We start from the raw sequence: 15,325 nt of genomic DNA on the forward strand, positions 1-15,325 counted from the left end.
TGAAGCGGCCGTGGTGAAGCGGCCGTGGTGAAGCGGCCGTGGTGAAGCGGCCGTGGTGAAGCGGCCGTGGTGAAGCGGCCGTGGTGAAGCGGCCGTGGTGAAGCGGCCGTCGTGATGCGGCCGTCGTGAAGCGGCTGTCGTGAAGCGGCCGTCGTGACGACTGCCCGGCGGCCTCTCTCACCTGCGCTGATACGGCCGCGGGAAAAAACTCGAAGAAAAATCCGGGGAGATGTCGATCCGGCGGGCGCCCGTGCGACGCGTCAGTGAAAGGCCGATGAGACACCCGCACGGAAGGACCACCGCCATGACCGCCACCCAGATCCCCGCCACCCAGATCCCCGCCGCCCGGAACTCCGCCGCCCGGAACTCCGCCCACGACACCGCCGCCGGCGAGAACCGCCGCGTCCTGCGCAAGGCGCTGTGGGGCGCGCAGATCTTCATCGCGGCGTTCCTGTTCTTCGCCTCGGCGCTGCCGAAGTTCGCCGGGCAGGTGGACGCGGTCGAGACCTTCAACGAGATCGGCTGGGGCCAGTGGTTCCGGTACGTCACCGGCGCCGTCGAGGCCGCCGGCGCGATCGCGCTGGTGATCCCGCGGCTGGCCGGGCTCGCCGCGGCCGGCCTGATCGGCCTGATGGGCGGCGCGGTCCTCACCCAGATCCTGGTGCTGGAGCCCGCGTGGGCGCTGCTGCCCGCCGCGTACGCCGCCGTGCTCGCCGCGGTCGCCTGGGACCGCCGCGCCGAGTCCCGCCGGGTGCTGCGCTCCCTGCGGGGCCGCACCGGGCGGTGACACCGCGCGCACCGCGACGGCGGACGACCCGAGGCCACCCGGCCCGGGTCGTCCGCCGTTGCGCGGGGCCGGGGCGTGCTCGGGACGGCGGTCAGGCGGGCGGCCAGGTGATGAGGGCGTGCCCCCAGGTCACGCCCGCGCCGAAGCCGGCGAGCAGGACCAGGTCGCCGGCCGCGATCCGGTTGTCGCGGACGGCACGGTCCAGGGCGTAGGGGAGGCTGGCGGCGCCGATGTTGCCGACGTCCTGCCCGGCGATCGCCAGCTGCGACGGGTCGAGGCGGGCCTCGCCGGCCAGCGCGGCGACCAGCCGCGGGTTGGGCTGGTGCGGGACGACCAGCGCCAGGTCGGCGGGCTTGATCCCGGCGTCCTCGCAGGCCTCGGCCACCAGCCGCGGGAAGACGTCGGCGATGAAGCCGCGCACGGCACGGGCGTCCATGTGGATGGTGTGGCCGAGCCCGGCGACGGTGCCGGCGCCGGCGGGGGAGCGGCTGCCTCCGGCGGGGATGAGCACGTCTCCGGCGCGGGAGCCGTCCGACCCGAGCGTGACCGGGCCGATCCCGTACGGCGGCGCGACGGGCCCGATCACCGCGGCCGCGGCGCCGTCCCCGAACAGCGCGGCGGTGGCCCGGTCGGCGGGGTTGAGGAAGCGCGAGTACACCTCGACGCCGATGACCAGCGCGTGCGGCGCGGGCTCGGGACGGCCGGCGAGCCAGCCGACCGCGGCCTGCAGCGCGTAGACGAACCCGGTGCAGGCGGCGGAGACGTCGAACGCGGCGGCGCGGCGGGCGCCCAGCAGCGCCTGCACGCGGCAGGCGGTGGAGGGGCCCAGCTCGTCGGGGGTGGACGTGCCGAGGACGATCAGGCCGATGTCGCCGGCGCCCAGTCCCGCCTCCTGCATCGCGCGCCCGGCGGCGGCCGCGGCCAGGTCCGAGGCGGCCTGCCCGGGACCGGCGACGTGCCGGTGGCGGATGCCGGTGCGCTCCTCGATCCAGGACGGATCCAGCCCCATCGACCGGGACAGCTCCTCGCTGTCCACCCGCCGGGCGGGCAGGTACGCGCCGGTTCCGCGGATCGCCCACCCCCGAGGCCCGCCGTGCTGGTGGACGCCGTGCTGGTGAACGGCCTGGGAGTGGACGCCGGGGGAGGGGAGTTCGTGCGGTGCTCGTGCCACTGACGGTTGCCAGACGGATCCCATAAGCGAATAATCCCATTTCAGGGCTTATGTTCCATAACTATTGGTTAAGCGGCCTTGTACCAAAAAGAAAAGAGAGCCTTCCTTCGAGGTAAGGAGACCCCCGCGTGTCGTTCTCTCATCTTCATCCGGCCGAGGAGCTCAAGCCCGACGACGTGTGCGCGTTCCTTTTCGCCGGCACCGGCTCGGCGGGGGCACCCGACCTGTCCGCGCTCGCCCGCACCGGGCGCGCCGCCGCCCGCGCCGTCGCCGACGTGCTGGACGCCGTCCAGGAGGGCCTGCCGCGCACCGGGTGGCCGTCCCTGCGCTCGATCCTGCTGGAGGACCCCGGCGCCTACCGCGCGGCGGTCCGCGCGCCCGGCGTCGCCCAGCTCACCGGATACGCCGCCTCGGTCGCCGTCGACCGGGTCCTGCGCACCGCCGGGGTGCACCCCGGCCATGTGGTCGGGCAGAGCTTCGGGGAGATCGCCGCGCTGGTCAGCGCGGGCGCGTTCGCGATCGCCGACGGAGCCCGCATGGCCGTCAGCCTCGTCGGGGTGCTGACGCGGCGCGGCCGCGGCGGCGGCCTGGCCCTGCTGGAGGCCGGTGAGGACGGCGCCCGCGCCTGCATCGAGGCCGCCGCCGCCCCGCAGGTCGTGGTGGCGTGCCTGAACGCGCCGTCGGTGACGGTCGTGTCCGGCCCGGACGGGCCCCTGGAGCGGGTCCTGGACGCGGCACGCGTCCGGGGGGTGCGGACCGTCCGGCTCGCCGTCCCCTACCTGTCGCACCATCCGGCGATGGCCGGAGCCGACGACGAGTGGTACACGATGATCCGCCGGTTCCCGCAGCGGCCGCTGGAGCTGCCGGTGCACTCGCCCGTGCGGGGCCGCGCCTACCGCGACGGCGACGACCTGCACCGCGCGCTGGCCGACTGCATCGTCAAGCCGGTGCGGCTTCCGCAGACGCTGCGCGCGGTCCACGAAGCGGGCGCGACGGTGTTCACCGAGGCCGGCGCCGGGAACGCGCTGGCCCAGTGCGCCCGGCTGACGCTGCCGGGCGCGCGCACCCTGACGCCCCTGCACGACCGCCCGGCCGGGCCGCGTCCCGGCACGCACGCCCCCGCCGCCCGTCCCCGAGCCTGACGGAGGAACCGCGATGGACACCTTCACCGGCGCCGTTCCCGACGCGGGCCTGCTCGGCTTCGTGCGGGGCACGTCCCTGGACGCCAAGACGCGGGCGCGGCTGGCCGAGGCCGTCCCCGACGAGTTCTTCGCCTACCCCGGCGGCCTCACCGCCCGCGACCACCAGGAACTCACCTACGAGCGGCTGCGGCGGGCGGGACTGGCCGCGCCTCCCGCGACCGACCTGCTGGACGACCCGCCGGCGCTGTGCGCGCTGCTGGAACGCGCCGCGATCGCCGACCCCGCCCTGTTCCACGTGATGCTGCTGCACTACACCCTGGCGCTCGGCCCGATCCTGCGGTTCGGCGCCGGGCAGGACGGCCCCCGGCGGGCGCGCGAGGACCTGGAGTCGATGACCTCGTTCGGGACGCTGCTGATGACCGAGGTGGGGCGCAGCAACAGCCACCTGTCGCCGCGCACCCTCGCCCGCCACGACCCGTCCACCGGCGGGTTCGTGCTGAGCACACCGGACGCGCAGGCCGCCAAGTTCCCCACCAATACCGCCCACCCCCGTGTCCCCAAGACCGCCGCCGTCTACGCCACCCTCGTCCACGGCGGCCGGGAGCAGGGCGTGTTCGTGTTCGTGGTGCCGCTGCGCGGCGCCGGCGGCGCCGTCCCGCCCGGCGTCCGGATCGTCGCGGCGCCCGAGACGACGGGCCTTCAGGTCGACTACGCGGCCGTGCTGCTGGACGATCTGGCGGTGCCCTACGAGTCGTGGCTGCGCGACGGCGCCCGCATCGACGCCGGCGGGGCCTTCCACGACCCGGCCGGGTCCCCGGCGGCGCGGCTGACGCGGTCGATGGGCATCGCCCCGGCGGTGTGGCGCGCCGTCATCTCCGCGTCGGCGGCGATCACGCGGGCGTCGGCGGGGACGCTGCTGGCGCACTCGGCGGGACGCGCCACGCTCGGCCGGCTGGCGCCGCGCCGCCCGCTGACCGACTACCGCAACCAGCAGGAGGCGGTGCTGGGCGCGCTCGCGTCCGGCTACGCCCTCACCGCCGTCGCCGCGCACGTCCAGGCGCGCCGCTCCGCCGGGCCCGCCGCCGGGGACGGGGGACCCGGCACCGCGTGGGCGCCATGGTCGGCGGTCGACCGCGACCTGGCGCTGCTGAAGGCCGCCGCGACCGCGCAGGCGCAGGAGACGGTGTCGGCGTGCCGGGTGCACAGCGGCGCGGCCGGGTTCGCCGCCGCCGAGCGCCTCAACGCCTACCGGGGCCTGGCGCACGCCTACACCAGCGCCGGCGGCGACAACGAGCTGATCCTCTACGACACCGCCCGCGCGATGGCCGAACTGGACCGCTACGCCCCGCCCGAGCCGGGGGCCGGGCCGCCCGACGGCGGCGACCTGGAATCCCCGCGGGTGTGGCTGTTCCTGGCCCGCGACGCCGAGCGCCGGATGCGCGACCGGCTCGCCGCGCGGGTGCAGGCCGCCCGCGGTTCGGGCGAGGACGCGTTCACCGCGTGGAACGCCAACCTGGTGCTGGCCGCGCGGACCGCGGCGGCCTGCGCCGACCGGATCGTCCTGGACATCCTCGCCGCCGCCGTCGAGGCGGGGCCGCCCGAGCTGCGCCCCGTGCTGCGCCTGCACGCCCTGAACCGGCTGGAGCACCGCGCCGCCGACCTGCTGAACGAGGGCGTGGCGCCGCCCGGCATGCTCGACGAGGTGTGGGCGTCGCGGCGGGCGGTGTGCGACGAGCTGGCCCCGCGCGCCGGGGAGCTGGCCGCCGCGTTCGGGCTTCCCCCCGCGATCGGCGCGCCCGCCGCGTTCCTCGGCGGCGGGTGAGGGCCGCGGCGGCGGGGAAAACCGGCACGCCACGCCGTGATTTTGCCAAGGAGGCGGGGGAACCCGCGTGAGGTGGCTACCGTTCTCGTAAGACAGACGAAACGCGCGCGGGTGAATCGCACCCGCAGAGGCCGATACGGAGGTAGACACAGTGGGAGTCAGTCTGAGCAAGGGCGGCAACGTCTCGCTGACCAAGGAGGCTCCCGGACTGACCGCCGTCGTGGTTGGTCTGGGCTGGGACGTGCGGACCACGACCGGCACCGACTTCGACCTCGACGCCAGCGCCCTGGTGTGCTCGGCGGAGAACAAGGTCCTGTCGGACCAGCACTTCGTGTTCTTCAACAACCTCAAGAGCCCGGACGGGTCGGTCGAGCACACCGGCGACAACCTCACCGGTGAGGGCGAGGGCGACGACGAGCAGATCAAGGTGAGCCTGTCGACCGTCCCGGCCGACGTCGCCAAGATCGTGTTCCCGGTGTCGATCTACGACGCCGACGGCCGCCAGCAGAGCTTCGGCCAGGTCCGCAACGCCTTCATCCGGGTGGTGAACCAGGCCGACAACTCCGAGATCGCACGCTACGACCTGTCGGAGGACGCCTCGACCGAGACCGCGATGGTGTTCGGCGAGCTGTACCGCAGCGGCGCGGAGTGGAAGTTCCGCGCGGTGGGCCAGGGGTACGCCTCGGGCCTGTCGGGCATCGCCTCCGACTTCGGCGTCAACGTCTGAGCGTCCGCGGCAGGGCGGGGCGTCCCGGGCAGGTCCCGGGGCGCCCCGCCGCATGTCCGGGCGCCCCGGGGCGGGTCAGCCGAGGAGCTCCTCGCGCAGCCGGGTCTTGAGGATCTTCCCGCCGGGGTTGCGGGGCAGGCCCTCGTCCCGGAACCAGTAGTGCACCGGGACCTTGAACGCCGCGATCCGCCCGGCCAGGAACTCCGCGATGTCCTGCTCGGTGACGGCGGCGCCGGGACGCGGCACGATCACGGCGCCGACCTCCTCGCCGAGGACCTGGTGGGGGACGCCGATCACGGCGCAGTCGGCCACGGCGGCATGCTCGTAAAGGGCCGCCTCGACCTCGGCGCAGTAGATGTTCTCCCCGCCGCGGATGAGCATGTCCTTGGCGCGGTCGACGATGTAGACGAACCCGTCGTCGTCCAGGCGGGCCAGGTCGCCGCTGTGGAACCAGCCGCCGGTGAACGACTGCGCGGTCGCCTCGGGCTTGTTCCAGTAGCCCTTGATGACGTTGGGGCCCTTGATGAGCAGCTCGCCGACCTCCCCGGCCGGCAGCTCCTCCCCGGCCGGATCGACGACCTTGACGTCGCATACCGCGACGGGCGGGCCGACGCTCTCGGGCCGCTCCAGGTAGTTGACGCCGCCGTTGTAGGTGGTGACCGACGACGTCTCGGTCAGGCCGTAGCCGTTGCCGGGGATCCGCTCGGGCAGCCGCTCCTTGATCTTGTCGACGAGGGCGGGCGCGGCGGGCGCGCCGCCGTAGCTGACGCCGGTCAGGCTGGAGGTGTCGTACTCGCCGAAGTCGGGGGAGGTCAGCACCTGCCACGCCATGGTGGGGACGCCGCCGAACCCGGTGACGCGTTCCCGCTCGATCAGCTCCAGCGCGGTCCGCACGTCCCACTTGTACATCATCACGACGGTGCCGCCCTGCAGGGCGCTGGTGACCAGGACCGAGTGGCAGCCGGTGGCGTGGAAGAACGGGACGCTCAGCAGCGTCACCCGCGGCTGCGGCGCCGTCAGCTCCTCGACCGTCCGGCCGGCGCGGACCCCGGCGGACATGATCCCGTAGGCGAGGCTGACGGGGTTGGTGGCGATGTTGCGGTGGGTGCCGAGCGCCCCCTTGGGGCGGCCGGTGGTGCCGGAGGTGTAGAAGATGGTGGCCTCGTCGTCGGGGTCGAGCGGCACGTCCGGCAGGGACGCGGCGGCGGGGTCGCCGGCGTCGCCGAGCACGTCCTCGAACGGCTCGCAGCCGCCGGGGACGGCGCCGCCGCCGCGGGCGACCAGGCAGGCGACGCCGAGCCCCGGCAGGACGCCGGCGAGGCGGCCGGCGCGTTCGGCGTCGGCGATGAGGACCTTCGCGCCGCTGTCGGCCAGGCCGTACTCCAGCTCGGCGGCGGTCCACCACGCGTTCAGCGGCACCACGACCGCGCCCGCGGCGGCGGCGCCGAAGAACGCCACCGACCACTCGGGGTAGTTGCGCATCGCGATCGCGACCCGGTCGCCCTTGGCGACGCCGTAGCCGTCGATGAGGCGGCGCGCGAACGCGGCGGCCCGCGCGTAGTGGTCGGCGAAGCTCAGCCGGTCGTCCTCGTACACCAGGTACGGCGCGTCGCCGTGGGCGCGGGAGATCTCCAGGATCTCGCGGAGGGTGGGCGGGGCGTTCTTCCAGACGCGGGTCCGCACGCCGCGGACATCGGCCTCGTCCATCTCGAACAACTGCCCGGGCGCCGTCATCGCCGCCCTGACCTCGGCGATGGCCGGCAATTGCTGGTCGTGCACGTCGCGCCTCCCGCGGGATGACGGCGCACCGCCGCACGACCCGATCGCCGAACATGATTCGGTGCGCCGTGCCCGAAATCTATGATCCGCATCACGCGCAGGTCAACGCCCCTGCCGCGGCGGGCGCGTCCGGTCCGGCGGCCCGGGCGAAGATCCCCGCCTGCGCGGATCCTGCGACAATGGGGGCATGAACGAGCGCGGGCCGATCGAATACTGGCTGTCGGACATGGACGGGGTCCTGGTGCACGAGGGCCGCCCCGTCCCCGGCGCCGAGGAGTTCATCCGGCGGCTGTCGGCGTCCGGCAAGCCCTTCCTGGTCCTGACCAACAACTCGATCTACACCCGCCGGGACCTGTCGGCGCGCCTGGCCGCGGCGGGCCTGCGGGTGCCGCCCGAGTCGATCTGGACGTCGGCGCTGGCGACCGCGCGGTTCCTGGCCGACCAGCGGCCCGCCGGGTCGGCGTACGTGATCGGGGAGGCGGGACTGACGACGGCGCTGCACGAGTCGGACTTCGTGCTGACCGACATCGACCCCGACTACGTGGTGCTGGGCGAGACACGCACCTACAGCTTCTCCCAGATCACCCGCGCGATCCGGCTGATCGAGGGCGGCGCGCGGTTCGTGGCGACCAACCCCGACCCGGTCGGCCCGTCCCCGGAGGGGTCGCTGCCCGCGTGCGGCGCGGTCGCCGCCATGATCACCCGCGCGACGGGCGTGGAGCCCTACTTCGTCGGCAAGCCGAACCCGCTGATGATGCGGACGGCGCTGAACCGCGTCGGCGGGCACAGCGAGTCCACCGCGATGATCGGCGACCGCATGGACACCGACATCGTCGCCGGCGTCGAGGCCGGTCTGGAGACGATCCTGGTCCTGACCGGCGTGACCCGCGAGGACGAAATCGCCCGGTTCCCGTTCCGCCCCAGCCGCGTCGTGCCCTCGATCGCCGACCTCCTCGACCTGGTCTGACCCGGCCCCGGGCCCGCGGGTCAGCCGAGGGCGCCCAGGGCGGTCATCAGGCCCAGGGCGTCGGAGACGACCCAGTACTCGGCGAACCGGCCGTCCCGCGCGCGGAAGATGTCCTGGCCGCGGAAGGAGACGGGGGTGCCGGGCGCGGCGGTGGCGCCGGGGATTCCGCCGCGGTAGGCGCCGTGGAAGGTCCATGCCGCGGCGACCATCCCGTCGTCCGCCACGCCCTGGACGACGGGTCCGACGTCCAGGGTGGTGCGGACGCCGGTGAAGTACGCGTGGGAGCGGCGGACCTGGTCGACGGCCTCCTCCGGCCCGTGGACCTCCAGGTTCGGCCAGTGGCCGGTGAAGTCCGGGGTGAGGATCCGCGCGGCCACGTCGAAGTCGCCGTTCCACACCTCGAACAGCCAGCGGCGGTACAACTCCTCCAGCGCATCCATCACGTCACGCTGCGTGCCCGCGGCGCCCCGGCGTCAAACGCCCGCGCCGGACCGGCCGGACCGGCACCGCATACACTCGGAGCCGACCATGCGCATGATCAAGCAGGCGGGCTCCCGCGAGCTGGAGATCCGCAAGTCCCGTTTCGTCTGCACCCTCGCCCGCGCCGCCGGCGAGGCCGAGGCGGTGGCGTTCCTGGCCCGGCACCGGCGGGCGCACCGCGACGCCACCCACAACTGCACCGCCTACGTGGTCGGCGAGCACGGCGAGATCACCAAGAGCAGCGACGACGGCGAACCGGCCGGGACGGCGGGCATCCCGATGCTGGAGGTGCTGACGCGGCGCGGCCTGACCGGCACCGTCGCGGTCGTCACCCGCTACTTCGGCGGCGTCAAGCTCGGCGCGGGCGGCCTGGTGCGCGCCTACGCGCAGGCCGTCGCCGACACCGTCGACGCGGTCGGGGTGGTGGAGCTGCGCCCGGTGGTGACGGTCACCGTGGGCGTGGACCACGCGCTGGCGGGCCGGTTCCTGGGCGACCTGCACGGCCGCGGCGTGCAGCCCGGCGACGTCCGCTACGGGGAGGGCGTGGAGGCCGACGTCGCGGTCCCGGTCACCGACCTGGACGACTTCGAGGCGTGGGCGGCGCAGGTCACCGCCGGGCGCGCGTCGCTGCGGCGCGGCGCACCCGGGTACGTCGAGGTTCCGGTCCCCCGCTAGCGGACGCCCCCGGTCCGGGCGGTCAGGGGGTGCGGGCGCGGAGGCGGCGGAGCATGCGGGCGTCGTTGAAGCCGACGGCGCGGGCGGCGGCGTCGGCGGTGGCGCCCTGCCCGAGGAGGTGCTCGGCGCGTTCCAGCCGGAGCTCCTGCTGGTACCGCAGCGGGGTGAGGCCGGTCGCGGCGGTGAACCGGCGCGTGAGGGTGCGTTCGCTGACGCCGGCCTCGGCGGCCAGGGCCGCCAGCGGCAGGGGCCGGGTGTAGCCGGCGTCGATGAGGTCCTGGGCGCGGTGCACGGCGTCACTGAGGTGGCCGCGGTGGCGGAGCATGATCCCGGCCTGGGGTTCGTCGCCGTTGCGGCGCGTGTACACGACCATGGCGCGGGCGGTGCGGGCTGCGGCGCCGGGGCCGTGCCGGGAGGCGAGCAGGTGCAGGGCCAGGTCGATGCCGCTGGCGATGCCGGCGGAGGTGACGACGCGGCCGTCGGTGACGTACAGGACGTCGCGGACGACGGCGGCGCGGGGGTGGCGGCGGGCCAGGGCGTCCTGCAGCTCGTGGTGGGTGGTGCAGCGGCGGCCGTCCAGGAGCCCGGCGTGGGCGAGGGCGAACGCGCCGGCGCAGACGCTGGCGACCAGCCCGCCGGCGGCGTGGTGGGCGGCCAGCCGGCGGGCGGCGCCGCGCGAGACGGGCGGGGCGTGCGGGCCGCCGCGGCCCCACCGCCATCCGGGGACCATGACGATGTCGGCGGCGGTCAGGTGCGGCCAGGCGGAGGAGGCCAGCAGGGGCAGCCCCTGGGCGGCGGCGACGCTCACCGTCCCGGCGTCCCCGGCCCCCGGTGGTCCGGTCGTCCCCGTGTGCTCGCCTGCGCCGGTGTCCGGCTCGGCGCCGGGCCGGTCGGCGACGTAGGACAGCCGGTAGGGCAGGCCGCCGTCGGCGGCGGTCGAGAACACCTGGGCCGGGCCGGCGAGGTCGAGCAGGTGCACTCCGGGGACGAGAAGGAAGGCGATCCGGGTCACGATCCGGTCAGTTTACAGCGCCGGCGGGGCCGGGAACGGGGGCGAGGTCGTCGAGCGCGGCGATGTCGGCGAACCTCCCTGCCAGGGCGTACTCGGTGCGGGCGATGATCTGGTCGGGCAGCAGGGTGGCGGGGTCGGCCAGCACGTCGGCCAGGGACCGTCCGGGCGGGGCGTCGCGGTGGGGGATGGGGAAGGTGGCGGTGGCGTCGGTGACGAAGGTGACGCGGTAGCCGAGGTCGGCGGCCAGGCGGGCGGTGGTCTCGCAGCACTGCTCGGTCTGGATGCCGCAGACGACCAGTTCGCGGATGCCGCGTTCGGTGAGCATCTGCTGCAGCGCGGTGGTGGTGAAGGCGTTGCGGGAGGTCTTGGTCAGGACGGGCTCGCCTGCGGCCGGGGCGAGGCCGTCCATGAGGCGGACGTGGCCGATTTCGGGGTCGAACACGCCGCCGGTGCCGGGCTCGGCGTGCAGGACCCACACGACCAGGTCGCCGGCGGCGCGGGCGGCGCCGGCGAGCCGGGCGGCGCGGGCGTCGATGTCGGGGGCCGACACCGCCCGCCAGTTCGGGCGGCGGCGGAAGGACTCCTGGACGTCGATGACCAGCAGGGCCCGGTCGCTGTCGGTGTCGTGGTTCATGCCCGTGATGCTGCCCGGCCGGCGCGGCGCCCGGTAGGCATCATCGCGGCGCGATGCGGAACGATCCGGTCACCGGACCCCACCCGGCGGAAAGGATCTTGGGCGAGGGGAGGGAGGGGCCGTCCTGTACGGGCATCCCCGGGTAGACGGGCCCCCGGGGTGTGGCGGGTCCGCACGTCCGCGGGGACCGGCGCGGGGATCAGGGGGGATGCGGCATGGGCGGGCACGACGCGGACGCCGGAGCGGGCGGGGGCGCCGGGGAACCGGGGGTGACCCTCGGGGTCGAGGAGGAGTTCCTGCTGGTCGACGCGCAGTCGGGGGTGTGCGTCCCGCACGCGGAACGGGTCCTGGCGGAGGCGGAGCCGCACCCGTGGCGCGCCTCGGGCGCCGCGTTCCACGCCGAGCTGCTCACCTCGCAGGTGGAGGCGGCGACCGGGGTGTGCCGGGACCTCGCGGGCCTGCGGGCGCAGCTGCGCGGCAGCCGGGCGCGGCTCGCCGGTGCCGCGCGGGCCGCCGGCGCGCGGCTGGTGTCGGCGGGCGCGCCCGTGCTGGGCGGACCGCCCCCGCCGCCGGCGGCCGGCGACCGCTTCGCCGCGATCATGGAGGCGTACGGGGAGGTGGTGGAGGACTACCAGGCGTGCGGCTGCCACGTCCACGTGGGCGTCGCGGACCGGGAGACGGCGGTGGCGGTGGTGAACCATCTGCGGCCGTGGCTGCCGGTGCTGGTGGCGCTGTCGGTGAACTCCCCGTTCGGCCACGGCCGCGCCGGCCGCCACGACAGCCGCCGGATCGTGGAGATGGCGCGGTTCCCGGGTGCGGGGACTCCGCCGTTCTCGGCGTCGGCGGCCGAGTACGACGGGCGCGTCGCGGCGCTGGTGGAGGCGGGCGTCCTGGTGGACGAGGCGATGAGTTTCTGGCTGGCGCGGCCGTCGCCGCGGTGGCCGACGGTGGAGGTGCGCGCGGCGGACGCGGCGGCGACCGCCGACGAGGCGGTGCTGCAGGCGGCGCTGGTGCGGGGCCTGGTCGGCGCGGCGCTGGCGGACCTGGCCGGCGGGCGGGAGGCCGCGCCCGTGGACGGGCAGGTGTGCGCGGCGGCGCTGTGGAACGCGGCCCGCCACGGGATGGCCGGCCCGGCGCTGGACCCGTTCACCCGGCGGGCGGTGCCGGCGTGGCGGCGGGCCGAGGATCTGCTCACCCGCGCCGGCCCGTCCCTGGCCGAGACCGGGGACCTGGCGGCGGTGGTCGCGCTGGTGGAGGGCGTCCGCCGCGCCGGGACGGGCGCGGACCGGCAGCGCCGCGCCGCCCGGCGGGGCGGTCCCCGCGCCGCGGTGGACCTGCTGGCCCGGCAGACCGGGTCCGGCGGGCTCGCGGGCGGCCCCCCGGACGCCGCGGCGGACGGGCCGGGCCGGCCCGCCGGAGCGGCACCGGGGGAGGAATCGGGCGTATGGGACGCGTGTGAGCGGGTACCGCAGCCGGACATCCCCCGCACCACGGAGGAGACATGACCGTTCTGCACCACCCCGGGCACCTCCCGCGCCCCGCGCACCGGCGGCCTCCGCCACCGCCGCGGCGGGCGGGGGACGCGGCGCCGGCACTGCCCGCCCCGCGCGGGCCGCTGTCGCGGGCCGTCGTGCAGGCCCTGGCGGCCGGCCCGCCGCCCGGTGCCGCGCGGAGCCGGGCACCGGCCGCGCACGCGGTGCGGCGGGCCGGGTCGGCCGACCCGTACGGCGAGGATCTGCAGCTGGCGCTGCACACCTGTTTCGAGCTGCACTACCGCGGGTTCACCGGGGTCGACCCGGACTGGGAGTGGGATCCGGGGCTGCTGCGGCTGCGCGGGACGATGGAGGAGGCCTTCCTGGCGGCGCTGCGCCGGGACACCGCGTCCCACCCCGGCGGGACCGGCGTGCAGGACGCGCTGGAGGAGCTGCTGATCGAGCCGGTGGGCGCACGCGGCGTCACCCACCACCTGCGCGACGACGGGCAGTGGTGGCAGCTGCTGGAGCACGCGGCGCTGCGGTCGGTGTACCACCTGAAGGAGGCCGACCCGCACGCGTGGGTCGTGCCCAGGCTGCGGGGGCGCGCCAAGACGGCGCTGGTCGCCGTGGAGCACGACGAGTTCGGCGGCGGCCGGCCGGAGATGCTCCACCAGGGCCTGTACGCCGATCTGCTGGACGAGCTGGGCCTGGACCCCTCCTACGGCGCGTACGTGGACGCGGCCCCGGCGGTGATGCTGGCGACGGTGAACATGATGTCGCTGTTCGGACTGCGGCGGTCGCTGCGGGGCGCGCTGGTGGGCCATTTCGCCGCCGCGGAGATCACCACGGCGCCGTCGGCGCGGCGGATGGCGCGGGCGCTGGAGCGGCTGGGAGCCGGGCCGCGGGCCGTGCTGTTCTACACCGAGCACATCGAGGCCGACGCCGTCCACGAGCAGGTCCTGCGCCACGACGTGATCGGCGGGCTGCTGGAGGACGAGCCCGGCCTGGCGGGGGACGTGGTGCTGGGGGTGCGGGCGACGGGACTGCTGGAGGACCGCCTGGCCGCGCACCTGCTGGGTTCCTGGCGGCGGCCCCCGCGGTCGTCGCTGCGCCGCCCGCTGCCGGGCTCGCCGGCGGGTTCCGCGGCGGCGGGTGAGGGGGAGCGATGATGCCGCTGCTCAGGCCGCCGGGCGTGTACCGCCCGCAGTCCGACACGCGGCTGCTGGCGGGCGCGCTGCGCGGCGCGCGGATCCCGCCCGGCGCGCGGCTGCTGGAGATCGGCACCGGGACGGGCGCGGTCGCGATGGCCGCCGCCCGCGACGGCTGCGAGGTCGTGGCGGTCGACGTGTCGGCGCAGGCGGTGCTGGCGGCGCGGGTGAACGCGCTGGTGCGGGGCCTGCCGGTGCGGGTGCTGCGCGGCGACCTGTTCGCGCCGGTGGCGGGCGAGGTGTTCGACGTGATCGTCGCCAACCCCCCGTACGTGGCGGGCGGAACCGACCCCGCGGCGGCGCGGGGCCGGGCCCGCGCGTGGGAGGCGGGGCCGGGCGGCCGGGTGCTGCTGGACCGGATCTGCGCGGCGGCGCCGGGGCATCTGACGCCGTCGGGGACGCTGCTGGTGGTGCATTCGGCGCTGAACGGGGTGGCGGAGACACTGCTGTCGCTGCGGCGCGCCGGGATGCGGGCGTCGGTGGTGGCGCGGCGGCGTGAGCCGCTGGGCCCGGTGATGCGGCGCCGCGCCGCCGACCTGCGGGCGCGGGGGCTGCTGCGCCCCGGGCAGCAGTACGAGGACCTCGTGGTGGTGCGCGCCGACCGCGTCGAGGGCGGTGCGCGGCACGGGGGCCTGGCCGGACCCGGCGGGCACGCGGGACCGCAGGGACGTGGGGGCCATGGCCGCCGCGCGGCGTGAGTGCGACGCCGCCGCGCGGCGTGAAGGCGACGCGGTCGCGGGGCCTGAGCGCGGCGTCCCGCCCGGCGGCGGCGAGCGGGACCGGCGGCGGGTGAGGATGGTGCCGGGCGGGCCGGTGCTGGTGGAGGGCCCGGTCGAGGTGGTCCTGCCGGACGGGCGGACGGTGGTGTCGGACCGTTTCCTGGTGGCGCTGTGCGCGTGCCGGCGCAGCCGCGCCTACCCGTTCTGCGACACCAGCCACCGCCGCCGCGTCCGCGCGGGCGCCTCGGACCTGCCGGACACGGCGGACTCGCCGGATGATCCGCCCGGGCCGGACGGGCGACGTCCGTGCACCGGCCACGGCGAAGACCTTGAAGGAAAGCGCGGGGAGGGCCGCTGAGCGCTCCACCCCCCCGCCTCCCGGGGACGCCCCCGGCGGGCCGCAGCTCCATCGCTCGGCTTTGCGGCCCGCGAGGCGGCGGTTCAGCCGCCGAGGCTTTCGAGGGCGACGTCCAGGCGCTGGGCGAGGGTTTCGATCTGCTCCTCGTTGGCGCCGGTGTCCAGTTCGGCGATCACCGCGTCCCGGGTGGTGATCACCAGCGCATCCTCGGGTCCCCCGCCGCGGGACGGGTCGGCCGGGACGACGGTGGCCTCACCGGCGACGACGACGAGCGCGGCGTCGCGGTCGGCGGAGGCCAGCAGGGCGTGCAGGTGGTCGGGAGTGATCGTCGGCATGGTGACCTCCGTGTTCTGGGCAGGTGTTCTGGGC

The 15,325-nt window shown here is 76.0% G+C and carries 15 protein-coding genes and 1 pseudogene; 10 read left to right on the forward strand and 6 right to left on the reverse strand.

Translation table 11 applies throughout. The annotated features are described in order from the left end of the window. Positions 1–304 precede the first annotated feature (304 nt). Entirely contained in the window at positions 305–787 is a 483-nt protein-coding gene (locus ACGFIS_RS24685) for a DoxX family protein (protein WP_392972661.1), read from the forward strand. A 91-nt stretch (positions 788–878) separates the two neighbouring features. On the opposite strand, the gene ACGFIS_RS24690 is transcribed toward ACGFIS_RS24685, so the two are convergent. Next, positions 879–1,958: a 3-oxoacyl-ACP synthase III family protein gene (locus ACGFIS_RS24690; protein WP_392972663.1), complete on the reverse strand. Its 1,080-nt coding sequence runs from the start codon at positions 1,956–1,958 to the stop codon at positions 879–881. A gap of 128 nt (positions 1,959–2,086) precedes the next feature. On the opposite strand from ACGFIS_RS24690, the gene ACGFIS_RS24695 reads away from it, so the two are divergent. The 3 genes from ACGFIS_RS24695 to ACGFIS_RS24705 all read left to right on the forward strand — a co-directional run bounded on the left by ACGFIS_RS24695 (position 2,087) and on the right by ACGFIS_RS24705 (position 5,649). Then, positions 2,087–3,100, forward strand: coding sequence for an ACP S-malonyltransferase (locus ACGFIS_RS24695; RefSeq protein ID WP_392972665.1), 1,014 nt, complete (start codon positions 2,087–2,089; stop codon positions 3,098–3,100). 13 nt (positions 3,101–3,113) lie between these two features. Further along, a complete protein-coding gene (locus ACGFIS_RS24700; RefSeq protein ID WP_392904307.1) occupies positions 3,114–4,922 on the forward strand; it encodes an acyl-CoA dehydrogenase in 1,809 nt (602 codons plus the stop codon). Positions 4,923–5,073: 151 nt separating this feature from the next. Next, positions 5,074–5,649, forward strand: a complete 576-nt coding sequence (locus ACGFIS_RS24705; RefSeq protein WP_392904304.1) for a TerD family protein — start codon at positions 5,074–5,076, stop codon at positions 5,647–5,649. A 75-nt stretch (positions 5,650–5,724) separates the two neighbouring features. Here the strand turns inward: ACGFIS_RS24705 and ACGFIS_RS24710 are convergent, their stop codons facing one another. Next, positions 5,725–7,428 (reverse strand): class I adenylate-forming enzyme family protein, encoded by a 1,704-nt coding sequence (locus tag ACGFIS_RS24710; protein WP_392904301.1) that lies wholly within the window; start codon positions 7,426–7,428, stop codon positions 5,725–5,727. A gap of 187 nt (positions 7,429–7,615) precedes the next feature. Between ACGFIS_RS24710 and ACGFIS_RS24715 the strand changes: the two genes are divergently transcribed. Beyond that, complete coding sequence (locus tag ACGFIS_RS24715; protein WP_392972667.1) at positions 7,616–8,395, forward strand: HAD-IIA family hydrolase; 780 nt, start codon at positions 7,616–7,618, stop codon at positions 8,393–8,395. A 20-nt stretch (positions 8,396–8,415) separates the two neighbouring features. Here ACGFIS_RS24715 and ACGFIS_RS24720 read toward each other — a convergent pair whose 3' ends face one another. Further along, positions 8,416–8,835 (reverse strand): ester cyclase, encoded by a 420-nt coding sequence (locus ACGFIS_RS24720; RefSeq protein WP_392904297.1) that lies wholly within the window; start codon positions 8,833–8,835, stop codon positions 8,416–8,418. 88 nt (positions 8,836–8,923) lie between these two features. Here ACGFIS_RS24720 and ACGFIS_RS24725 point away from each other — a divergent pair, with 88 nt between their 5' ends. Beyond that, a complete protein-coding gene (locus ACGFIS_RS24725) occupies positions 8,924–9,550 on the forward strand; it encodes an IMPACT family protein (protein WP_392904294.1) in 627 nt (208 codons plus the stop codon). Between the two features lie 22 nt (positions 9,551–9,572). Here ACGFIS_RS24725 and ACGFIS_RS24730 read toward each other — a convergent pair whose 3' ends face one another. Both ACGFIS_RS24730 and ACGFIS_RS24735 read right to left on the reverse strand, forming a co-directional pair. Then, a complete protein-coding gene (locus tag ACGFIS_RS24730) occupies positions 9,573–10,562 on the reverse strand; it encodes a GlxA family transcriptional regulator (RefSeq protein ID WP_392972669.1) in 990 nt (329 codons plus the stop codon). Between the two features lie 7 nt (positions 10,563–10,569). Continuing rightward, on the reverse strand, positions 10,570–11,196 hold the full coding sequence (locus ACGFIS_RS24735) for a cysteine hydrolase family protein (protein WP_392972671.1): 627 nt from the start codon (positions 11,194–11,196) through the stop codon (positions 10,570–10,572). 215 nt (positions 11,197–11,411) lie between these two features. Between ACGFIS_RS24735 and ACGFIS_RS24740 the strand changes: the two genes are divergently transcribed. The 4 genes and pseudogenes from ACGFIS_RS24740 to ACGFIS_RS24755 all read left to right on the forward strand — a co-directional run. After that, complete coding sequence (locus ACGFIS_RS24740) at positions 11,412–12,701, forward strand: glutamate--cysteine ligase (RefSeq protein ID WP_392972673.1); 1,290 nt, start codon at positions 11,412–11,414, stop codon at positions 12,699–12,701. Continuing rightward, positions 12,698–13,840, forward strand: coding sequence for an iron-containing redox enzyme family protein (locus tag ACGFIS_RS24745; protein ID WP_392904285.1), 1,143 nt, complete (start codon positions 12,698–12,700; stop codon positions 13,838–13,840). Before ACGFIS_RS24740 ends, ACGFIS_RS24745 begins: the two co-directional genes overlap by 4 nt. Beyond that, positions 13,837–14,577: a HemK2/MTQ2 family protein methyltransferase gene (locus tag ACGFIS_RS24750; protein WP_392904283.1), complete on the forward strand. Its 741-nt coding sequence runs from the start codon at positions 13,837–13,839 to the stop codon at positions 14,575–14,577. Before ACGFIS_RS24745 ends, ACGFIS_RS24750 begins: the two co-directional genes overlap by 4 nt. Before the next feature lie 97 nt (positions 14,578–14,674). After that, positions 14,675–14,833, forward strand: a pseudogene (locus ACGFIS_RS24755) (CDGSH iron-sulfur domain-containing protein); the annotation flags it as partial. 206 nt (positions 14,834–15,039) lie between these two features. Here the strand turns inward: ACGFIS_RS24755 and ACGFIS_RS24760 are convergent. Continuing rightward, entirely contained in the window at positions 15,040–15,291 is a 252-nt protein-coding gene (locus tag ACGFIS_RS24760; protein WP_392904281.1) for a hypothetical protein, read from the reverse strand. Positions 15,292–15,325 lie beyond the last annotated feature (34 nt).

It is taken from the genome of Spirillospora sp. NPDC048824, assembly GCF_043198455.1.
Classification (GTDB): domain Bacteria; phylum Actinomycetota; class Actinomycetes; order Streptosporangiales; family Streptosporangiaceae; genus Spirillospora.

Excerpts from the sequence above, each read along its gene's own strand:
- ACGFIS_RS24715 (WP_392972667.1), top strand. The coding sequence starts at position 7,616 with ATGAACGAGCGCGGGCCGATCGAATACTGGCTGTCGGACATGGACGGG.
- ACGFIS_RS24720 (WP_392904297.1), bottom strand. The coding sequence starts at position 8,835 with ATGGATGCGCTGGAGGAGTTGTACCGCCGCTGGCTGTTCGAGGTGTGG.
- ACGFIS_RS24685 (WP_392972661.1), top strand. The coding sequence starts at position 305 with ATGACCGCCACCCAGATCCCCGCCACCCAGATCCCCGCCGCCCGGAAC.
- ACGFIS_RS24700 (WP_392904307.1), top strand. The coding sequence starts at position 3,114 with ATGGACACCTTCACCGGCGCCGTTCCCGACGCGGGCCTGCTCGGCTTC.
- ACGFIS_RS24735 (WP_392972671.1), bottom strand. The coding sequence starts at position 11,196 with ATGAACCACGACACCGACAGCGACCGGGCCCTGCTGGTCATCGACGTC.
- ACGFIS_RS24725 (WP_392904294.1), top strand. The coding sequence starts at position 8,924 with ATGCGCATGATCAAGCAGGCGGGCTCCCGCGAGCTGGAGATCCGCAAG.
- ACGFIS_RS24750 (WP_392904283.1), top strand. The coding sequence starts at position 13,837 with ATGATGCCGCTGCTCAGGCCGCCGGGCGTGTACCGCCCGCAGTCCGAC.
- ACGFIS_RS24740 (WP_392972673.1), top strand. The coding sequence starts at position 11,412 with ATGGGCGGGCACGACGCGGACGCCGGAGCGGGCGGGGGCGCCGGGGAA.
- ACGFIS_RS24745 (WP_392904285.1), top strand. The coding sequence starts at position 12,698 with ATGACCGTTCTGCACCACCCCGGGCACCTCCCGCGCCCCGCGCACCGG.
- ACGFIS_RS24760 (WP_392904281.1), bottom strand. The coding sequence starts at position 15,291 with ATGCCGACGATCACTCCCGACCACCTGCACGCCCTGCTGGCCTCCGCC.